Annotated in this window: 21 protein-coding genes and 1 tRNA gene; 20 read left to right on the top strand and 2 right to left on the bottom strand. The window is 65.5% G+C overall.

Annotation, left to right across the window (positions count from 1 at the left end):
- Positions 1–34: 34 nt before the first annotated feature.
- Positions 35–949 carry a 16S rRNA (cytidine(1402)-2'-O)-methyltransferase gene (rsmI, locus tag AC1DOX_RS12580; RefSeq protein ID WP_441621082.1) on the bottom strand — a complete coding sequence of 305 codons (915 nt, stop codon included), beginning with the start codon at positions 947–949 and terminating at the stop codon, positions 35–37.
- Between the two features lie 15 nt (positions 950–964).
- Here rsmI and AC1DOX_RS12585 point away from each other — a divergent pair, with 15 nt between their 5' ends.
- The 15 genes from AC1DOX_RS12585 to AC1DOX_RS12655 all read left to right on the top strand — a co-directional run bounded on the left by AC1DOX_RS12585 (position 965) and on the right by AC1DOX_RS12655 (position 11,995).
- Positions 965–1,357, top strand: coding sequence for a YraN family protein (locus AC1DOX_RS12585; RefSeq protein WP_441621084.1), 393 nt, complete (start codon positions 965–967; stop codon positions 1,355–1,357).
- A 62-nt stretch (positions 1,358–1,419) separates the two neighbouring features.
- Positions 1,420–2,007 carry a phosphoheptose isomerase gene (locus AC1DOX_RS12590; protein WP_092138540.1) on the top strand — a complete coding sequence of 196 codons (588 nt, stop codon included), beginning with the start codon at positions 1,420–1,422 and terminating at the stop codon, positions 2,005–2,007.
- Between the two features lie 168 nt (positions 2,008–2,175).
- Positions 2,176–3,015 carry a BON domain-containing protein gene (locus AC1DOX_RS12595; RefSeq protein WP_441621086.1) on the top strand — a complete coding sequence of 280 codons (840 nt, stop codon included), beginning with the start codon at positions 2,176–2,178 and terminating at the stop codon, positions 3,013–3,015.
- Between the two features lie 53 nt (positions 3,016–3,068).
- Positions 3,069–3,416 carry a c-type cytochrome gene (locus tag AC1DOX_RS12600; protein WP_441621088.1) on the top strand — a complete coding sequence of 116 codons (348 nt, stop codon included), beginning with the start codon at positions 3,069–3,071 and terminating at the stop codon, positions 3,414–3,416.
- 45 nt (positions 3,417–3,461) lie between these two features.
- Positions 3,462–4,739 carry an FCSD flavin-binding domain-containing protein gene (locus tag AC1DOX_RS12605; RefSeq protein WP_441621090.1) on the top strand — a complete coding sequence of 426 codons (1,278 nt, stop codon included), beginning with the start codon at positions 3,462–3,464 and terminating at the stop codon, positions 4,737–4,739.
- Between the two features lie 140 nt (positions 4,740–4,879).
- Positions 4,880–5,773: an EamA family transporter gene (locus AC1DOX_RS12610; RefSeq protein ID WP_441621092.1), complete on the top strand. Its 894-nt coding sequence runs from the start codon at positions 4,880–4,882 to the stop codon at positions 5,771–5,773.
- Positions 5,774–6,020: 247 nt separating this feature from the next.
- Positions 6,021–6,347, top strand: coding sequence for a c-type cytochrome (locus AC1DOX_RS12615; RefSeq protein WP_092138544.1), 327 nt, complete (start codon positions 6,021–6,023; stop codon positions 6,345–6,347).
- 230 nt (positions 6,348–6,577) lie between these two features.
- Positions 6,578–7,033, top strand: a complete 456-nt coding sequence (soxY, locus tag AC1DOX_RS12620; RefSeq protein ID WP_441621094.1) for a thiosulfate oxidation carrier protein SoxY — start codon at positions 6,578–6,580, stop codon at positions 7,031–7,033.
- Between the two features lie 58 nt (positions 7,034–7,091).
- Positions 7,092–7,403, top strand: coding sequence for a thiosulfate oxidation carrier complex protein SoxZ (gene soxZ, locus AC1DOX_RS12625; RefSeq protein WP_092138546.1), 312 nt, complete (start codon positions 7,092–7,094; stop codon positions 7,401–7,403).
- A 22-nt stretch (positions 7,404–7,425) separates the two neighbouring features.
- Positions 7,426–7,881, top strand: a complete 456-nt coding sequence (locus tag AC1DOX_RS12630) for a DsrE family protein (RefSeq protein WP_092138547.1) — start codon at positions 7,426–7,428, stop codon at positions 7,879–7,881.
- 134 nt (positions 7,882–8,015) lie between these two features.
- Positions 8,016–8,867, top strand: coding sequence for a sulfur oxidation c-type cytochrome SoxA (gene soxA / locus AC1DOX_RS12635; RefSeq protein ID WP_441621097.1), 852 nt, complete (start codon positions 8,016–8,018; stop codon positions 8,865–8,867).
- 18 nt (positions 8,868–8,885) lie between these two features.
- Positions 8,886–9,563 (top strand): sulfur oxidation c-type cytochrome SoxX, encoded by a 678-nt coding sequence (gene soxX / locus AC1DOX_RS12640; RefSeq protein WP_441621099.1) that lies wholly within the window; start codon positions 8,886–8,888, stop codon positions 9,561–9,563.
- 10 nt (positions 9,564–9,573) lie between these two features.
- Positions 9,574–10,059 carry a TlpA family protein disulfide reductase gene (locus AC1DOX_RS12645; protein ID WP_441621101.1) on the top strand — a complete coding sequence of 162 codons (486 nt, stop codon included), beginning with the start codon at positions 9,574–9,576 and terminating at the stop codon, positions 10,057–10,059.
- Between the two features lie 40 nt (positions 10,060–10,099).
- Positions 10,100–11,824 (top strand): thiosulfohydrolase SoxB, encoded by a 1,725-nt coding sequence (gene soxB / locus AC1DOX_RS12650; RefSeq protein WP_441621103.1) that lies wholly within the window; start codon positions 10,100–10,102, stop codon positions 11,822–11,824.
- Positions 11,825–11,919: 95 nt separating this feature from the next.
- A tRNA-Ala gene (locus tag AC1DOX_RS12655) sits at positions 11,920–11,995 on the top strand.
- 169 nt (positions 11,996–12,164) lie between these two features.
- Here the strand turns inward: AC1DOX_RS12655 and AC1DOX_RS12660 are convergent.
- Complete coding sequence (locus AC1DOX_RS12660) at positions 12,165–12,746, bottom strand: LOG family protein (protein WP_441621105.1); 582 nt, start codon at positions 12,744–12,746, stop codon at positions 12,165–12,167.
- A 200-nt stretch (positions 12,747–12,946) separates the two neighbouring features.
- Here AC1DOX_RS12660 and pdxR point away from each other — a divergent pair, with 200 nt between their 5' ends.
- The 5 genes from pdxR (at position 12,947) to AC1DOX_RS12685 (ending at position 17,085) form a co-directional block, all read left to right on the top strand.
- Positions 12,947–14,371: a MocR-like pyridoxine biosynthesis transcription factor PdxR gene (gene pdxR / locus AC1DOX_RS12665; RefSeq protein WP_477101291.1), complete on the top strand. Its 1,425-nt coding sequence runs from the start codon at positions 12,947–12,949 to the stop codon at positions 14,369–14,371.
- Between the two features lie 120 nt (positions 14,372–14,491).
- Entirely contained in the window at positions 14,492–14,944 is a 453-nt protein-coding gene (locus AC1DOX_RS12670) for a carboxymuconolactone decarboxylase family protein (RefSeq protein WP_441621109.1), read from the top strand.
- A gap of 72 nt (positions 14,945–15,016) precedes the next feature.
- Positions 15,017–15,337: a DMT family transporter gene (locus AC1DOX_RS12675; protein ID WP_441621111.1), complete on the top strand. Its 321-nt coding sequence runs from the start codon at positions 15,017–15,019 to the stop codon at positions 15,335–15,337.
- Positions 15,338–15,557: 220 nt separating this feature from the next.
- Complete coding sequence (locus AC1DOX_RS12680) at positions 15,558–16,103, top strand: YbhB/YbcL family Raf kinase inhibitor-like protein (RefSeq protein WP_255371312.1); 546 nt, start codon at positions 15,558–15,560, stop codon at positions 16,101–16,103.
- Positions 16,093–17,085: a cation diffusion facilitator family transporter gene (locus tag AC1DOX_RS12685; protein ID WP_441621114.1), complete on the top strand. Its 993-nt coding sequence runs from the start codon at positions 16,093–16,095 to the stop codon at positions 17,083–17,085. Before AC1DOX_RS12680 ends, AC1DOX_RS12685 begins: the two co-directional genes overlap by 11 nt.
- The last annotated feature ends 18 nt before the right edge of the window (positions 17,086–17,103 follow it).

Here is a 17,103-nt window from a genome sequence, read left to right on the forward strand (position 1 = left end):
GCACTACCTCTTCAGATTTTTCTCAGTACATCTCTCAGTCTTCGCTGTCGCCATCGCCTCGTTGGCCCAGGGCGAGTTGATAGAGCGCATCCGTCTTCGCGCCCGTAATCGCCGCCGTCAGCTTGGCCGCGCGCTTGGCTGGCAACTCTGCCAGCAGCAACTTCAGCACGCGCTGGGCCTCGGCGTCCGGCGCATCCGCCCCGTCCCGCTCGGCGCTGCCCGCGCCTTCCACTACCAGTACGAACTCCCCCTTGCCACGCGACGCCTCGGCCGCCAGCCATGCGGGGGCCGCGGCGACGGTCAGCACCGGCGCCTCCTCGAACAGCTTGGTCAGCTCCCGGCCCACCAGCAGCCGGCGCGCGGGGGGCAGGGCGGCCGCCAGCGCGGCCAGCGTGTCGGCGATCCGGTGCGGGGCTTCATACAACACCCACGCGTGGTCCAGGCTGGCGAGCTTGTCGATGGCATCGGCCCGGGCCTTGGATTTGCCGGGCAGGAATCCGACGAACGTGAAGCGTCCCTGGCCCGCTTCCAGCATGTCGCCGGCCACGGACAGCGCAGTCACGGCTGCACTTGGCCCCGGCAGCGGCACGACCTTCAGGCCGGCGGCACGCACGGCTTCCACGAGGCGCGCGCCGGGATCGGAAATGCCGGGCGTGCCGGCATCGGAGACATAGGCAATGCGTTCGCCTGCAGTCAGGCGTTCGACGATGCGGCCGGCAGCCTCGCGCTCGTTGTGCTCGTGGACGGCCAGCAGCGGCCGTTGCAGGCCGACGCGGGACAGCAGCTGGCCGGTGTTGCGGGTGTCTTCGCAGGCAATGGCGTCCGCCAGTCCCAATACGTGAAGCGCCCGCAGCGACAGGTCCGCGACGTTGCCGATCGGCGTGGCCACCACGTACAGCGTGCCGGGCGGGTAGGTCTGGCCTGTCGCCAGCGAGGTCCAGTCACTCATGCTTGAGAACTTCCGTTGAATCGCTCATTCAAAACCACCACGCAGTCGGGCGCGCTGGCAGAGGACCGCGCGCAGGCCTACCTGCTGAGGCAGGGGCTGGCGCCGGTGGTTCGCAATTATCGCTGCAAAGGCGGCGAGATCGACCTGGTGATGCGGGCGGCCGACGGCACGCTGGTTTTTGTCGAGGTGCGCCAGCGTAGCGGCCGGAGCTTTGGCGGAGCGGCCGCCAGCGTCACGCCGGCCAAGCAGCGGCGCGTGCTGCTGGCCGCGGGACAGTATCTGGCGACGCTCGATCCCACCCCGCCATGCCGTTTCGACGTGGTGGCGCTGGAGCCCGGCCGGCTCGACTGGCTGAAGAATGCCTTTGATCTCGGCGCCATGGAAACTGACTGGTCCGCTGCGTCATAATGCGCGGGATAGCAAGAGAGAGTATGAGAGGTAGAGGGCCCGCCCAAGGGACCCGGTGATCCATGAGCATTGAAAGTATCGAGCAGCATTTCCTGGACAGCGCCGACCACACGCGCCAGGCCGCCACGCTGATGGCGCCGCACATCGACGCCGCCGTGGAGCGGATGGTCGCCGCGCTGACCAGTGGCAACAAGATTCTGGCCTGCGGCAACGGTGGATCGGCTGCGGACGCCCAGCGCTTTGCCGCCGAACTGATCGGCCGCTTCGAGCGCGAGCGACCCGGCCTGGCCGCCATCGCCCTGACCACGGACAGTTCGATCCTGACGGCCATCGGCAATGACTATGATTTTTCCGTTGTGTTTGCGAAGCAGGTGGAAGCGCTCGGCCAACCGGGCGATATCCTGCTGGCGCTGTCGACCTCGGGGAACTCCGCAAACGTGGTGGCAGCGATCCAGGCCGCCCGCCAGCGCGACATGAGCATCATCGCCCTGACCGGCAAGGGCGGCGGCAGGATTGCCACATTGCTGGACGAATTCGATATCCACCTGTGCGCGCCGGGCGACCGTACCGCGCGCATCCAGGAGGTGCACCTGCTGACGCTGCATTGCCTCTGCGACGGGATCGACGAGGCGCTGCTGGGCGAAGCGTAAGACAGACGGCATAGGCTGGGGAGAACAGGAGCACGACTTATCCCCTGTTATCCACAGGCCTGCCCACAAGGTATCCACAGGTTTTGCGGCGTCATCCACAGCTCTATCCACAGCGCCGCACCCTTTTGCAACCTATCGCGCATCATTCCGTTACGAGCCAAGGATCGCATGACGACCGTGATTACCCAGAAGACTTCCCCCGCCCGCATGGCGCGCACGGCCATTACCGTGGCTGCGCTGGTGGTGTCGGCCACGCAACTTGCCGGCTGCTTCCCGGTGCTGGCCGGCGCCGTGGGCACCGGTGTTGTGATGGCCACCGACCGCCGCCCGACCGGCACCCAGACGATCGACCGCGGCCTGCAACTTGAGATCGACAACACGCTGAACGCCAGGTACAGCGGCCAGGCACGCGTGGATGCGGCGGTCTTCAACCGCAAGGTTCTCTTGGTCGGCGAGGCGAAGGATGCCAACGTCAAGCAGCAGGTGGACCAGTACGTGCGCGGGTTGTCGAATGCGCGCGAGGTGATCAACGAGCTGGAAATCACCTCTTCCCCCGGCTTCATGACCAAGAGCAACGACGCGTACCTGACCAGCAAGGTCAAGACGCTGCTGGTCACCGCGGACGGCGTGCCGGCCAATTCGATCAAGGTCACGACCGACAAGAGCGTGGTCTACCTGATGGGCGTGGTGACCTCGGCCGAGGGTGACAAGGCGACCGAAGTGGCCCGCAACGCCAGCGGCGTGCAGAAGGTGGTCAAGGTCTTCGACTACGTGAGCGACGCCGAGCGGGCACGCCTGGATGCCGCCTCCAGTTCGACGAACGGCAATACGGGTTCGGAAGCGGTGGGCACGCCGGCGCCGGTGCAGTCGGTGCCCGGTACGGCGCCCAACGCGCCGGTGACGTCCGGTGCGCCTGCAACTACCGCCACCAACGGCACCACGACGAGCCCCGTTGCAGCACCCGTCTCGTCGCCGGTGGCGCTGCCGCCGGGCCGTAGCCTGCCCTGACCGGCAAGATCGCCATGACCGGTATGTTGCGGCGCACCATTCGACGATTGCCGATGAGCCTTGTGGCGGCGGCAGGCGCCGCGCCGATGCTGGCGCTGGCCCAGCCCGCCGCATCGGGGCCGGCGAGCGACCAGCGCACGACCGTCGAAACGCAAGCGGCGCGCATCCAGCAGGCGCGCAACCAGGCGGCCGCGTGTGCGGTCTGCCACGGCCCCGACGGGCGCGCGCCGGCCGATAGCGCCGTGCCGGGGCTGGCCGGGCGGCCACAGGCGGAGCTGGTCGAGTCGATGCTGAACTACAAGTCCGGCAAGCGGCCGGGCACCGTGATGCCTCAGATCGCAAAGGGATACAGCGACGCCGAAATCATTGCCATCGCGTCCTGGTTCGCCGATCAGAAGTAAGTGACGGGGTCTTCCTCCCCGGAACAACAATAACGACAAAAATCCATGCGCAGACGAGCCGTACTCGGCGCGCTGACCGGCCTGGCCGGTGCCGCCACCCTGGGAATGCTGACCCCACGTCAGGCCCGCGCGGCGGCACCGGCCAAGGTGGTCGTGATCGGTGGCGGTTACGGCGGCGCCACAACGGCGCGATATCTGCGCACCTGGAGCCGCGGGGCGGTGGACGTGACGCTGGTCGAACCCGACGCCGCGTTGGTTTCCTGCCCGCTGTCCAACCTGGTAGTCGCCGGCAACCGGCAGATGGCCGACATCACGGTGCCGTACGACACGCTGGTCCGCCGCCATGGCGTGACCCATGTGCGCGACCTGGCTACCGCCATCGACCTTGCCGCACGCACGGTCCGGCTGGCTGGCGGCGGTATGCTGCCTTATGACCGGCTGGTGCTGTCGCCCGGCGTGGAGATGCAATCGAGCGCCATCCCGGGCCTCGCCCGACCTGGCGGCGACCAGATTCTCCACGCGTGGAAGGCGGGCCCGCAAACCGAGGCCCTGCGCCGGCAACTGGCGGCGATGCGCGATGGCGGCACCTTCGCCATCACCATCCCGCTGGCCCCGTACCGTTGCCCGCCCGGCCCCTACGAGCGCGCCTGCCTCGTCGCGGACTACCTGAAGCAGCACAAGCCACGCAGCAAGGTCCTGATCTTCGACGCCAATCCGGACATCACCTCCAAGGGGGCCCTGTTCCGGCAGGTCTGGGAGACCCGCTACAAGGGGATGATCGAATACCGGCCCCAGCACGAGACCGTGGACGTCGACCCGGCCACGCGCACGATCAAGTTCGACGTCCAGGACGATGAACGCGCCGACGTCGTGAACCTGCTGCCGCCCCAGCGCGCCGGCGCCATCGCGGTGTCCGCCGGACTGGCGACGGCCAACGGGCGCTGGTGCGAGGTGGATTTCCGGACCATGGCGTCCCGCGTGGCGCCGGAGATCCACGTGCTGGGCGACGCCATCCAGATCGCGCCGCTGATGCCCAAGTCCGGCACCATGGCCAACCAGCATGGCAAGGTGGCGGCCGCTGCCATCCTGCAATTGCTGGCCGGGCAGGCGCCGGACCCCGCGCCGCTCTACACCAACACCTGCTACAGCTTCACGTCGGCCAGCGAGGCGATCCACATCGCCAGCGTCCACCGCTACGACGCTGCCCAGCAGACCATGATCACCGTGCCGGGTTCGGGCGGGTTATCCACAGGCCCGAGCGTGCTGGAAGGCACCTATGGGATCGCCTGGGCCCGCAGCATCTGGGCCGACATGCTCGGCTGACCGCCCGGCCCGGGGTTTCCCTGGGCGACCACGAGCCCCACAAAACCGCAAGATCGTGCAATGCCGGGGCGGGCCGCGCTGCTACGCTTGGCTTGCCGGTCATCCCGCCCCCCAATGGGATGCGGCGCCTTCCATCGATCATGCAAGCCAAAGACCGTCTTCTTGCCCTCGCCATCATCGTGGTCTGGGGTGTCAATTTCGTCGTCATCAAGGTCGGCCTCGCCGGCATGCCGCCCATGCTGCTGGGCACGCTGCGCTTTTGCCTCGTGGCATTCCCGGCCATCTTCTTCATTCCGCGCCCGCGCATTGCCTGGCGGATGCTGCTGGCCTACGGGGCGACCATCAGCCTGGGCCAGTTCGTGTTCCTGTTCTATGCGATGGCCGTTGGCATGCCAGCCGGGCTGGCGTCACTGGTGCTCCAGTCTCAGGTGTTCTTCACCCTGGCCATCGCCGCGTTGTGGCTGGGCGAGCCGATTCGCTGGCACAACATCGCCGGCATGGCCATCGCGGCAGGCGGACTCGCGCTAATCGGCACGGGTGCCGCGCACGGCCCCGGCGGCATGACCGCCGCCGGCTTCGCGCTGACGCTCTGCGCGGCACTCTGCTGGGCATCGGGCAATATCGTCAGCAAGAAAATCGGCCCGGTGGACTTGCTGGGGCTGGTGGTCTGGGGCGCGCTGATCCCGATCATTCCGTTTGCGCTGCTGTCGCTCTGGTTCGAGGGGCCCACACGCATCGGCACGGCCCTGACCCACATCTCCGGGACGGGTATCTTCGCGGTGTGCTACCTGGCCTTCGCCGCCACGCTGTTCGGCTACACGATGTGGGGCCGGCTGCTGACCCGCTATGCGGCCAGCAAGGTGGCGCCGCTGACGCTGCTGGTGCCGGTGGTGGGCCTTGTGTCGTCCCGCATGCTCCTGGGCGAGGACCTGGCGCTGGCGCAATGGGGCGGGGCCGCGGTGGTGATGGCGGGACTTCTGCTCAATGTCTTCGGTGGCCGCCTGTGGGCGGGCCGGGCGCTGGCCCGGCGCTGATCAGCCGAATCGAGCTAATCGACGAGGGTTAACCCAGGGTTTGACCGCGATTTCCCTCGTTTTTGTGAATATCGATATCACAGGCGCATCCGTAACGTTGCCCATTCTTGAGGCAAAATAACGGACTGGCCGCATTTGCCCCTCGAGAGGCCCGCCCCAACGGCGGCCAGCGCGCGCCGCGCCGCGGGGGATCCCCGAGCGAGGCCTTTGCCGTCCCCACGGCTCAATCAGTTTGGAGCACAACAACATGAAGCAGTTTGTCATCGCCGCCGCCCTGCTGGCGGCCGCCGCATCCGCACACGCGGTGGACGCCGCCAAGGCGCAGGACATCGCCAACAAGAACGCCTGCATGGGCTGCCACCAGGTCGACAAGAAACTGGTCGGCCCCGCCTACAAGGACGTCGCCGCCAAGTACAAGGGCGACAAGGGCGCGCTGGCCAAGCTGAGCGCCAAGGTCAAGAGCGGTGGCTCGGGCGTGTGGGGTCCGGTGCCGATGCCTGCCAACGCCGCAGTCAGCGACGCTGACATCAAGACGGTGGTGGAATGGATTCTGGCCGGCGCGCCGGCCAAGTAAGCCACGCGGATATCGACAGGCCAGACGGGCCGTCCGGCATTGCCGGCGGCCCGTGCCGCTTCCGGTGCCGCCGGACGCGGCAGGCAAGCTGCACAGATGAAAGAAGCAACGGCCGGCGACGCACCGGCCGCCGCACGCAGGCCAGGCGCCGGGTCCGGCGCGAAAGTCTGGCTGGCGGAGCAGAAGGGGTCGACAGGGAACCGGGTACGCAAGTACGGGAAAACAGCAACATGAATACAAAACGACGAGAAGTATTGCGGGTCACCGCCGTCCTCTCGCTGATGGCGGCCACTGGCCTGATCAGCGAAGCCCAGGCCGCGGAATGGAACAAGACCGCCTTTGACGGCAAGAGCGTCGCCGACGTGATCAAGGCCCTCGGCGGCAGCGGCACCGAGAAAAGCAGCGCGATCACCTTCACCGCCCCGGACATCGCCGAGAACGGCGCCGTGGTGCCGGTGGCCGTGACGAGCAGCATCCCGGATACCGAGCAGATCGCGATCCTCGTGGAGAAGAACCCCAACACGCTGGCGGCGGATTTCACCATCCCGGCCGGCACGGAACCGTTCGTCTCCACGCGCGTGAAGATGGGCCAGACGTCGATCGTGTACGCGGCGGTCAAGGCCGGCGGCAAGTGGTACGTGGCATCGAAGGAAATCAAGGTCACGCTGGGTGGCTGCGGCGGCTGAGCCTCGCCCCGAACCCCGACTCACGGATTTCCCGTTTACCTGCTGACAGGAGAAGCACATGGCAGACCCGATGCGCGTCCGCGCCACCGAAAACGGCGGCGTTGTCGACGTCAAGATTCTGATGAAGCACGACATGGAAACCGGCCAGCGCAAGGATTCGGCCGGCAAGACGATTCCGGCCTGGCATATCCAGACCGTGATTGCCACGTGCAAGGGCAAGGAAGTCTTCCATGCCCAGTTTGGCCCGGCCGTGTCCAAGGACCCGTTCCTCAACTTCAAGTTCAAGGGCGGCGCCAAGGGCGACAAGGTCACCGTGACCTGGGTCGACAACCGCGGCGACAAGCGTACCGACGAGGCCACCATCGCCTGATACGGCGAAGCGAGGAAGCATCATGCGGCGAGCATTCATTCGCGCCACGGCGGCACTGGCCGCCATCGGGCTGTCGGCCAAGGCTGCAGCGCAACAGGCGCCGGCATCGGCCGGCAAGGGCGGGCGCGTCAAGGTCGTGTACCAGTTGTCCGACGGGATCGACCAGGCCGTGCGCGCCATGGGCAACCTGCGCAATCACCTGAACGGCGCGCCGGACACCAGGATCGTGGTGGTGGCGTTCGGTTACGGCGTGGATTTCCTCGTCGAAGGTGCCAAGGATTCGCGCGGCAATGCGTTCGAGGCGGCCGTGGGAGCGCTGGCATCGGCCGGCGTCGACTTCCGCGTCTGCCGCAACACGCTGACCGCACGCAAGATTTCCGAGCAGAGCCTGCTGATGGACGCCAAGGTGGTGCCGGCCGGCGTGGTCGAGATCGCCCGCCTGCAGTTCGACGAAGGCTACGCCTATATCAAGCCCTGATCGGGGTCCGGCCCTGATCGCCTGATCTTCATCTGATCGTCGTTCCCCCGAAGTCCGGCCGCGAGCCCCTGGCCGGACTCGAGTACAAAGCGATCCGTCGCGCCTGTGCGGCGAGATTGCGAGGAGAAGCCCCCATGCGCATCACCCGTCGTCGCCTGCGCGGCGCCACCGTGCCCGCCATCACGGCACTGGCTGTCGTCGCCGCTGCGGCAGTCAGCGTCTCGGTCTCCGCGCCGGCATTGGCGCAAGGCAGCACCGCCGAGGAAATCGCCAAGTACCGCCAGATGCTAGCCGAAGGCAATCCCGCCGAACTGTGGGAAGCCGCCGGCGAGGAACTGTGGAAGAAGCCGGCCGGCCCCAAGAACGTATCGCTCGAACAGTGCGACCTGGGCAAGGGCCCCGGCGTGACCAAGGGCGCGTACGCGGAACTGCCGCGCTACTTCAAAGACGCCAACAAGGTGATGGACCTGGAGCAGCGGCTGGCCTGGTGCCGGGTGACGCTGCAGGGGCTGACGCAGGAAGAGGCGACGAAGAACCCGTTCTCGTCCTCCGGCAAGCCGTCGGACATCGAACGACTGGTGTCGTACCTGACGGGCGAATCGCGCGGTGTGAAAATGAACGTCCAGTTGACGCATCCCGAGGAAAAACGGGTCTATGCGCTGGGCCAGAAGATGTTCTTCTACCGTGGCGGCGCGTATGACTTTGCCTGCGCGACCTGCCATGCCGTGGATGGCCAGCGCATCCGCTTGCAGGACCTGCCGAACCTGCTGACCGAAAAGGGCGCGCAAGCGGCCTACACCACCTGGCCCGCGTACCGCGTGTCGCAGGGTGAGGTTCGCTCGATGCAGCACCGCCTCTATGACTGCCTGCGCCAGCAGCGCTTTCCCGAACCGGCCTATGGCTCCGACGTGATTACCGCCCTGGCGATGTTCCTGGCGAAGAACGCGAACGGCGGCACGTACGACGGCCCCAACATGAAGCGCTGAGGCACGGGAGAGCACAACATGAATCGACTCCATACGATGGCGCTGGTCGCGGCCATGACGTTCGCCGGCATCGGCACGCAGGCCCTGGCGCAGGATGCCGCCAGGCCGGCACGCGCAACGAAGGCCGCCAAGGCCGTCACGCCTGCGGTCAGTGACGCCGACGTTCGCCAGATGATCGAAGGCTCCTTCACGTCCAAGGGGCCGGCGACGGTCGACGGCGTGGTGAACCAGGACGCGACGCAAAAGACCTGCAGCCAGTACCCCGACCGTACCCGGGTGCCGGCGCCGGTGGCGAAGAAGGTCGAAGCCGCCGAACTGCGCCAGGTGAAATACCCGGCCGACAACAACTGGATCGGCGACTGGAAGGAAGGCGAGAAGATCGCGCAGAACGGCCGTGGCATGCAGTTCACCGATCAGGTGGGCGGCGTCAACGGCGGCAACTGCTACGCCTGCCACCAGATGACCAAGGCCGAGATCTCGTTCGGGAACATTGGCCCCTCGCTGTACCAATACGGCAAGCTGCGCGGCAACTCGGACCAGGTGGTCAAGTACACGTGGGGCAAGATCTGGGACTCCAACGCGTACGCCGCGTGTTCCAACATGCCGCGCTTTGGCCACAAGGGCATCCTGACCGAGGCACAGATCCGCGACGTGATGGCGCTGCTGCTCGATCCGGCATCGCCGGTCAACCAGTAAGGGCAGGGCGATGCTGGCCCGGCGCATTGTTGCCTCACTGGCGCTGGCAGCCGGGCTGGTGGCGTCCGTGGGTGCCGCCGAGGTGGGCGAGGTAATCCGCCTGCCAGCGGTGCAATTGCTCGACGGCCGCTCGGTGCCCGCCTCGCAATGGGCCGGCAAGCCGCTGGTGATCGAGGTGTGGGCGTCGTGGTGCCCGTTCTGCGCGCTGCAGAACCCGCGCCTGCAATCGCTCTACGAGCGAGCCCGTGGCACGTCGCTGCAGGTGCTCACGATCAGTATCGACAAGGACCCGCAGGTGGCCGCCGCGTACCTGAAACAGCGCGGCTACACCTTCCCGGCGACGATGGATACCCCGGCCTTGCGCCATGCGCTGGGCGCACGCAAGGGCCTGCCCGAACTGTATGTGCTCGACGGCAACGGCCGCGTGGTGCAGAAGGAAGTGGGCGAAATGCTGGAAGACGACGTCGCCGCGCTGGCCCGATACGGCCAGCCTTGAGCCGTCGCCCGCAACGGATACCCGATACGGATACCCGACCATGAATCGACGCGAGTTCCTGCAAGTGCTGGCCGTGGCCAGCGCGGGCGGCATGGCCTTCCCCGGCGGCGAGGCCCAGGCCGCGCGCGCCGCACGGCAACTCTATGACGTGCCGCGCTTCGGCAACGTCCACCTGCTGCATTTCACCGATTGCCACGCCCAGCTGCGGCCCGTGCATTTCCGCGAACCGAGCGTCAACCTTGGCGTCGCGCAATGGGCCGGCAAGCCGCCGCATCTGGTTGGCAACGCCTTCCTGCGCCACTACGGCATCCAGCCCGGCAGCGCCGCCGCGCACGCCTTTACCTGTCTTGACTTCACCGAGGCGGCACGCCGCTATGGCAAGGTCGGCGGGTTTGCGCATCTGTCGACGCTGGTCCAGCGCATGAAGGCCAGTCGCCCGGGCGCGCTGCTGCTCGACGGCGGCGACACTTGGCAGGGCTCGGCCACGGCGCTGTGGACCAGGGGCCAGGACATGGTCGACGCCGCGCTGCAACTTGGCGTGGACGTGATGACGCCGCACTGGGAAATGACGCTCGGCGCGGATCGCGTGAAGGAAATCGTCAGCAAGGATTTCAAGGACCGCGTGTCCTTCCTGGCCCAGAACATCAAGACCAACGATTTTGGCGACCCCGTGTTTGATCCATACGTGATCCGGGACATCAACGGCATTGCCGTGGCCATCATCGGGCAGGCGTTTCCCTACACGCCGATCGCCAACCCGCGCTACCTGGTGCCCGACTGGACCTTCGGCATCCAGGAGGAGAACCTCCAGCAGGTGATCGACGATGCGCGCGGCAAGGGCGCGCAGGTGGTGGTGCTGCTGTCGCACAACGGCATGGACGTGGACCTCAAGCTCGCGTCGCGCGTGCGCGGACTGGATGCCATCCTGGGTGGCCACACCCACGACGGCATGCCGGCGCCGGTGCCGGTGAAGAACCCCGGGGGCACCACGCTGGTCACCAATGCGGGATCGAACGGCAAGTTCCTGGGCGTGCTGGACTTCGACGTCCGCAACGGCAAGGTGAGCGACTTCCGCTACAAGCTGCTGCCGGTCTTCGCCGACTACCTGCCGGCCGACCCGGCCATGAACGCGCTGATCGCCAAGGTGCGCGCGCCCTATGAAGCCAGGCTGGGCGAGGTGCTGGCCGTCACCCGCGGCCTGCTGTATCGGCGCGGCAACTTCAACGGCACGTTCGACCAGTTGATCCTCGACGGGCTGATGGCGGTGCAGGACGCCGAGATCGCGTTCTCGCCGGGTTTCCGCTGGGGCACGACGCTGATGCCGGGCGAGAACATCACGATGGAGGCGCTGATGGACCAGACCGCCATCACGTACCCGTACACCACGGTGACGGCGATGACCGGCGACACCATCAAGACGATCCTGGAGGACGTGGCGGACAACCTGTTCAACCCCGACCCGTACTACCAGCAGGGCGGGGACATGGTACGCGTGGGCGGGTTGCAGTACACGATCGACCCCAACAAGGCCATTGGCCAGCGCATCACCGACATGCGCCTGAACGGCAAGCTTCTCGATGCCAGCAAGACTTACAAGGTGGCCGGCTGGGCGCCGGTATCGGAGGAGGCGAGCAAGACTGGCGGCCCGCCGATCTGGGACGTGATGGCGCAGTGGCTGCGCCAGAGCAAGGAGGTCAGCGCCCGCCCACTGAACCTGCCGACCGTGCGAGGCATGGACGGCAATCCCGGCATGACGGCAGCATGATGGCGGTCCGGGGGCGCAGTGTGGTGTCGGGTGGACGCCATCGCACCCGGCCGGATTGAAAGCGGGCAAAATCTTCGGCTACAATCCTTCGCTACGGGCCGATAGCTCAGCTGGGAGAGCGCTGCGTTCGCAATGCAGAGGTCGGGAGTTCGATCCTCCTTCGGTCCACCAGAACATCAGGGCGTGATTCAAGACGTGAGACGGGAACGATATTTTTGCGCGGCGCGCAAGGATGCGCTTCCTGGACGAGTGCACGAGATGCCTGCCTGACAAGAAGAGCCGACTTTAGGTCGGCTCTTTTTTTTCGTCCGGAACGAATGGCGGCAGGCCAGTGGCGGCGCTATAGCCATTTGGGTACATCGACGCATACATGGCTGTGAAGCCTGTCGATCAAGGCACTCGCGTCTGTATCCACGACTATCGAATGCCGATGCGCCGCGGGCAGGAATTTCGTGTCGATCATATGGTCGATGAACCTCAGAAACGGCGTGAAAAAGCTGGCGGCGTTCAACAGACCGACGGGTTTGTCGATCTCCGAAAGCTGGTTCATGGTCCATACCTCCATCAGCTCTTCAATCGTCCCAATTCCACCCGGCAGCGCGATAAAGGCGTCGGCAAGCTCGACCATGCGTTCCTTCCGGCTGCGCAACGTCGGCGTGATTTCCTGTTCGGTCAGACCCGGATGCGATTGCCCGCGCCGGTGCAGGCTTTCGGTAACCACGCCATGGACGTTGCCGCCGGAAGCCAGCGCGGCATCGGCGACAACGCCCATCAGGCCTTTTGTCGTCCCGCCATATACAACGGTGATTCCCGCTTTCCCCAGTGCCTGACCGAGCGCTCGCGCTCCCTCGGCAAACGCCTCCGATGCGCCGTAGTTCGATCCGCAAAATACAGCGATGGTCTTGATTGAACGTCTCGTCATGGCCGATGGATTCGATTGAGGTCCGGGAAGTCTACGAATCCCATGACCCGTTCCCAAGGTCCATGAATGGCAATTGCGCCTGGTCCATGATTCGGGTTGGCGGGCCCGCTCGGAACATGTCATTCTGGCTTGCCCTGCACCGCCACGCCGGCTTGACATGGTATGGTCGCCAATAACCAATCTGCGATGTTGACTAGACCATGACCGAGGCAAAGACCCGCAGTATTCCGCCGTTGGATCCCGCAGCGGCCGCGCCTTTCTACCGGCAGATCTACGAGCGCTTTCGTGGCGCTATTACCAGCGGAGTGTTGAAGCCGGGTGACCGAATCCCATCGGCACGGGCGCTGACGAAAGAGTTGGGTCTGGCAAGAGGCACGATCGAGGCTGCATATTCCTTGCTAGCCGCCGAGGGGTACATTCAGGCTCGCGGCCAGGCAGGGACCATTGTGACACCGGGCCTCAAGCCGCAATCGCGCATTGCAACCGCGACGCCCCCGCCCAAAATCGGCATCGATGCGACGAGTTATCGCCCGGATTCCATCCGGCCGTTCCAGATGGGGTTGCCTGCCCTCGATATGTTTCCCCGAAAGATCTGGGCTCGACTGGGCGCGCGGTGTGTACGCGCCATGCAGCCGTCAGACATGGTTCATCCGTCCGTATTCGGCTCGCAGGCGCTGCGCGCCGAGATCGCCGCATATCTCCAGGTTTCGCGTGGCATCAATTGCGGCCCGCATCAGATATTCGTGACATCGGGATATCGCCACACCATCGAGTTGATTACGCATGCCTTGCTGAAGGCGGGCGATCGCGTTTGGCTTGAAAACCCCGGATACCCGCCGACGCGAGAAATTCTGGGGCACATGCAGATTGCGGCAGTCCCGGTGCCGGTAGACCAGGAGGGGATAGTCGTTTCCGACGGCATCAAGCTGGCACCGCGGGCGCGCGCAGCGGTGGTCACGCCTGCGCATCAGAGTCCACTGTGTGTGTCGCTGTCCCTGACGCGGCGGCAGGCGTTACTGGACTGGGCCGCGCGAAATCACGCATGGATTATCGAGGACGATTACGACGGCGAGTATCGGTATGTCAGCCGTCCCTTGGCGGCGTTGAAGAGCCTGGATCGCGATGGGCGAGTGCTGTATGCAGGAACCTTCAGCAAGGTGCTGTTTCCGAGCATTCGACTTGCATATCTCGTCGTGCCGGAAGCGCAGGTCGAGAGATTCGAGACGATCAGTCAGGCTTTGGCAGGGGGCAGTCCGCAGCTTACCCAGGCCATCGTCACGGCCTTCATTACCGAGGGACACTTCGCGCGCCATATTCAACGGATGCGGAAACTCTATGCGGAGCGTCGGGAAGCCACTGCAGCAGGCCTGAAAAGCGTGCTGGGGAAACACATGCAAATCGATTCACAGCCGGGAGGCATGCATTTGATCTTGCGGTTGCAAGGCCAGCAGTCAGATCGCCGGCTTGCTGCGCGCATGCGGGAAGAGGGCTTGTACGCCGAAGCGTTGACCGATTGGACGACGAATTGCGATGGCGCCTCGGCCTTGCTTCTCGGTTTCACGAATATCGACTCCGAGGAGACTGCCGAGAATCTCGGAAGGCGCATCCTGGCGCTGATGTCATGATCGCAAATGTGCGCCTTGGGGCGATCATGGCCTAATGTGCAAGACCGATCTTGGATCTTCTGGGGTAGGCCAAGAAGCGGCACGATAGCGTCCTTCATCAGTCAACATCAAGGATTCGTCATGACCGCTCGTATCGATTACGCCAAGGCATCGCCTGAAGGTTACAAGGCCTTCGGAGGTGTGTACGGCACGCTTCAACACGGCAGCCTGCCAAAAGAGCTCGTCGATCTGGTGTATCTGAGGGTTTCGCAAATCAACGGCTGCGCATTCTGCATTGACATGCATTCCCGGGATTTGCTCAAGTCCGGTCTTGCCGTGGACAAGCTCGTATTAGTGCCGGTGTGGCACGAAGCGGGCGAAGTATTCAGCGCCCGCGAGCGGGTCGCGCTGGCCTGGGCGGAAACCGTCACGCGCGTCGCCGAAACCGGCGTTTCCGATGCCGACTACGAAGCTGCCGCGGCCGAGTTCAGCGACAAGGAGCTTGCCGATCTCACCTACGCGATCGGCTTGATGAACGCCTTCAACCGATTTGGCGTTGCGTTCCGCGCGACCCCCGCTGCTGCAAAGGCTTGAAATCTCCCATGAGCGAGTGCCTGCCCTATGGGCGGGCCTCGCTTTTCAAATCACGGAAGGGACCTGTCAAATATGGCATGGGTATTACTAGGGATCGCCGGCCTTCTCGAAATTGCATTCGCCTTCGCCATGAAGTCGTCTGCAGGGTTCACGCGATTGATCCCCGCGCTGTTGACACTCGCCGCCGGTTTGTCGAGTGTCTTTCTGCTTTCGCTCTCGCTCCGTACCCTGCCAATGGGGACGGGCTACGCGGTCTGGACCGGCATCGGCGCAGCCGGTACTGCGATCCTGGGAATCATCGTGCTCGGTGACTCCGCGGCGCCGATGAGGGTGCTCTGCATTGTTCTGATTCTGACAGGCGTTATCGGACTCAAGCTGGCCTCGGGAAATTGAGGGCGTTTTGCCGGGCCGCTTGCATGGCGTCCGGGTGCAGTGCACAAACGCCTCCGCCATCCGACATCAACAAGCGCCGAAATTGGCGGTACGATTCCCGGGAATCTGCTTATGCCCGTCAATCGTTGTTCCAAAGGTGGGACGGGAACAGAAGCCGATCCTGTCCGGCACTGGCCCGTCCAGCCCGGAACCCCGTTGATCCGCGCCAATCGGAGCTCGCATGCCTGCTCGATACAGATTCGCCGCTGCCGCCGCCCTCCTCGCCGCCACGACGCTGGCTCATGCCGCCGGCATGGAGGTCACTTCCACCTCCTTCCTGGAAGGAGGCACCATTCCCACGCTCCACGGCAACGACACCGACAACTGCGGTGGCAAGGGCGTGTCGCCGCAGGTCGGGTGGTCGAATCTGCCGCCGAAGGCGCGCTCGGTGGTCGTGTTCCTGTACGACCCCGATGGCCAGAACGGCCTGGGTGTCTCGCACTGGGTTGCCTACAACATCGCCGCCAGCCGAAATGAACTGAAGCAGGGCGAAGGGCAGGCCGAGGGCAAGGGCGCCACGGTCGGCAAGAACATTCGGGGCGATACCGTCTATCGCGGCCCCTGCCCGCCGGTCGGCGACCTGCCGCATCACTACACGCTGACCGTCATCGCCACCGATCTGGAGCCCAACGCGCTGCAGCCCGGCATGACGCGTCAGGAAGTGCTCGACGCCCTGAAGGGCCATGCGCTGGGCGGGCAAAGCATCGTCGGACGCTATGCCCGATAGGCAAGTGGCCGGAACATCCGATGCGCCCGTGGTGGGCGAAACCACCACGAACGCCGAGGCGCGGCACATCGCCGGCCGGCGCAGCACGCTGGTCAGCGTTGTCGTCAACGTCGCGCTGACCGCGGCGCAGGGCGTGGTCGGCGTCCTGGCGGGATCGCAAGCGCTGATCGCGGATGCCATGCATTCCTTGTCGGACCTGATCTCTGACTTCGTGGTGCTGTTTGCCGGCCACCACAGCCACAAGGATGCCGATACCGATCACCCGTATGGTCATCAGCGGTTCGAGACGGCTGCGTCGCTGGCGCTGGGCGCGCTGCTTCTGGCGGTTGGCGTCGGCATGCTGTGGAGCGCCGTCGGCAAGATCCAGCACCCGGAAGGCGTCCAGCCCGTGAAGCTGGTGGCGCTCTGGATGGCGCTGGTCGCGCTGGCAGGCAAGGAATTGCTGTTCCGCTACATGCTGCGCGTGGCGGAGCGCGTGCGGTCGAGCATGCTGGTGGCCAATGCCTGGCACGCGCGGTCCGATGCGGCGTCCTCGCTGGTGGTGGCACTTGGCGTTGGCGGGAACCTGCTGGGCTATCACGTGCTGGACCCGGTGGCCGCCATCGTCGTCGGCCTGATGGTGGCGAAGATGGGTCTGCAGTTCGGCTGGAACGCCCTCGGGGATCTGATGGACCGTGCCGCCGATGACGAGACCGTGGCCAACTTGCGCGATATCATGCTCGCTACCCCTGGCGTGCTGGGCCTGCATGATCTGAAGACCCGCAAGATGGGCGATATGGTGCTGGTGGACGTGCACCTGGAAATCCAGGCTGACCTGACCGTCGAGGCAGGTCACGCCATCGCCACGGAGGCGCGCCGCCGGGCCATGCAGCGCGACGACGTGCTCAACGTCATGACGCACGTGGATCCGGTCCGCGTCGCGGCCCGCCCGACCGCGGCGTCCGAGTTGGCCCCGACGCCCGGCATGTCGGAAATGTCCTGAACGCCCGGCATGACGGCC

This window comes from Cupriavidus sp. 01L415 (genome assembly GCF_056400065.1).

Bases quoted from the DNA above. Each gene is read 5' to 3' on its own strand.
- AC1DOX_RS12680 (WP_255371312.1), top strand. From the start codon at position 15,558: ATGCCTGCTCGATACAGATTCGCCGCTGCCGCCGCCCTCCTCGCCGCC.
- soxA (WP_441621097.1), top strand. From the start codon at position 8,016: ATGCGCATCACCCGTCGTCGCCTGCGCGGCGCCACCGTGCCCGCCATC.
- AC1DOX_RS12590 (WP_092138540.1), top strand. From the start codon at position 1,420: ATGAGCATTGAAAGTATCGAGCAGCATTTCCTGGACAGCGCCGACCAC.
- AC1DOX_RS12645 (WP_441621101.1), top strand. From the start codon at position 9,574: ATGCTGGCCCGGCGCATTGTTGCCTCACTGGCGCTGGCAGCCGGGCTG.
- AC1DOX_RS12600 (WP_441621088.1), top strand. From the start codon at position 3,069: ATGAGCCTTGTGGCGGCGGCAGGCGCCGCGCCGATGCTGGCGCTGGCC.
- AC1DOX_RS12630 (WP_092138547.1), top strand. From the start codon at position 7,426: ATGCGGCGAGCATTCATTCGCGCCACGGCGGCACTGGCCGCCATCGGG.
- AC1DOX_RS12605 (WP_441621090.1), top strand. From the start codon at position 3,462: ATGCGCAGACGAGCCGTACTCGGCGCGCTGACCGGCCTGGCCGGTGCC.
- AC1DOX_RS12595 (WP_441621086.1), top strand. From the start codon at position 2,176: ATGACGACCGTGATTACCCAGAAGACTTCCCCCGCCCGCATGGCGCGC.
- pdxR (WP_477101291.1), top strand. From the start codon at position 12,947: ATGACCGAGGCAAAGACCCGCAGTATTCCGCCGTTGGATCCCGCAGCG.
- AC1DOX_RS12610 (WP_441621092.1), top strand. From the start codon at position 4,880: ATGCAAGCCAAAGACCGTCTTCTTGCCCTCGCCATCATCGTGGTCTGG.
- soxB (WP_441621103.1), top strand. From the start codon at position 10,100: ATGAATCGACGCGAGTTCCTGCAAGTGCTGGCCGTGGCCAGCGCGGGC.
- AC1DOX_RS12615 (WP_092138544.1), top strand. From the start codon at position 6,021: ATGAAGCAGTTTGTCATCGCCGCCGCCCTGCTGGCGGCCGCCGCATCC.
- AC1DOX_RS12670 (WP_441621109.1), top strand. From the start codon at position 14,492: ATGACCGCTCGTATCGATTACGCCAAGGCATCGCCTGAAGGTTACAAG.
- soxZ (WP_092138546.1), top strand. From the start codon at position 7,092: ATGGCAGACCCGATGCGCGTCCGCGCCACCGAAAACGGCGGCGTTGTC.
- AC1DOX_RS12675 (WP_441621111.1), top strand. From the start codon at position 15,017: ATGGCATGGGTATTACTAGGGATCGCCGGCCTTCTCGAAATTGCATTC.
- AC1DOX_RS12685 (WP_441621114.1), top strand. From the start codon at position 16,093: ATGCCCGATAGGCAAGTGGCCGGAACATCCGATGCGCCCGTGGTGGGC.
- AC1DOX_RS12660 (WP_441621105.1), bottom strand. From the start codon at position 12,746: ATGACGAGACGTTCAATCAAGACCATCGCTGTATTTTGCGGATCGAAC.
- soxX (WP_441621099.1), top strand. From the start codon at position 8,886: ATGAATCGACTCCATACGATGGCGCTGGTCGCGGCCATGACGTTCGCC.
- soxY (WP_441621094.1), top strand. From the start codon at position 6,578: ATGAATACAAAACGACGAGAAGTATTGCGGGTCACCGCCGTCCTCTCG.
- rsmI (WP_441621082.1), bottom strand. From the start codon at position 949: ATGAGTGACTGGACCTCGCTGGCGACAGGCCAGACCTACCCGCCCGGC.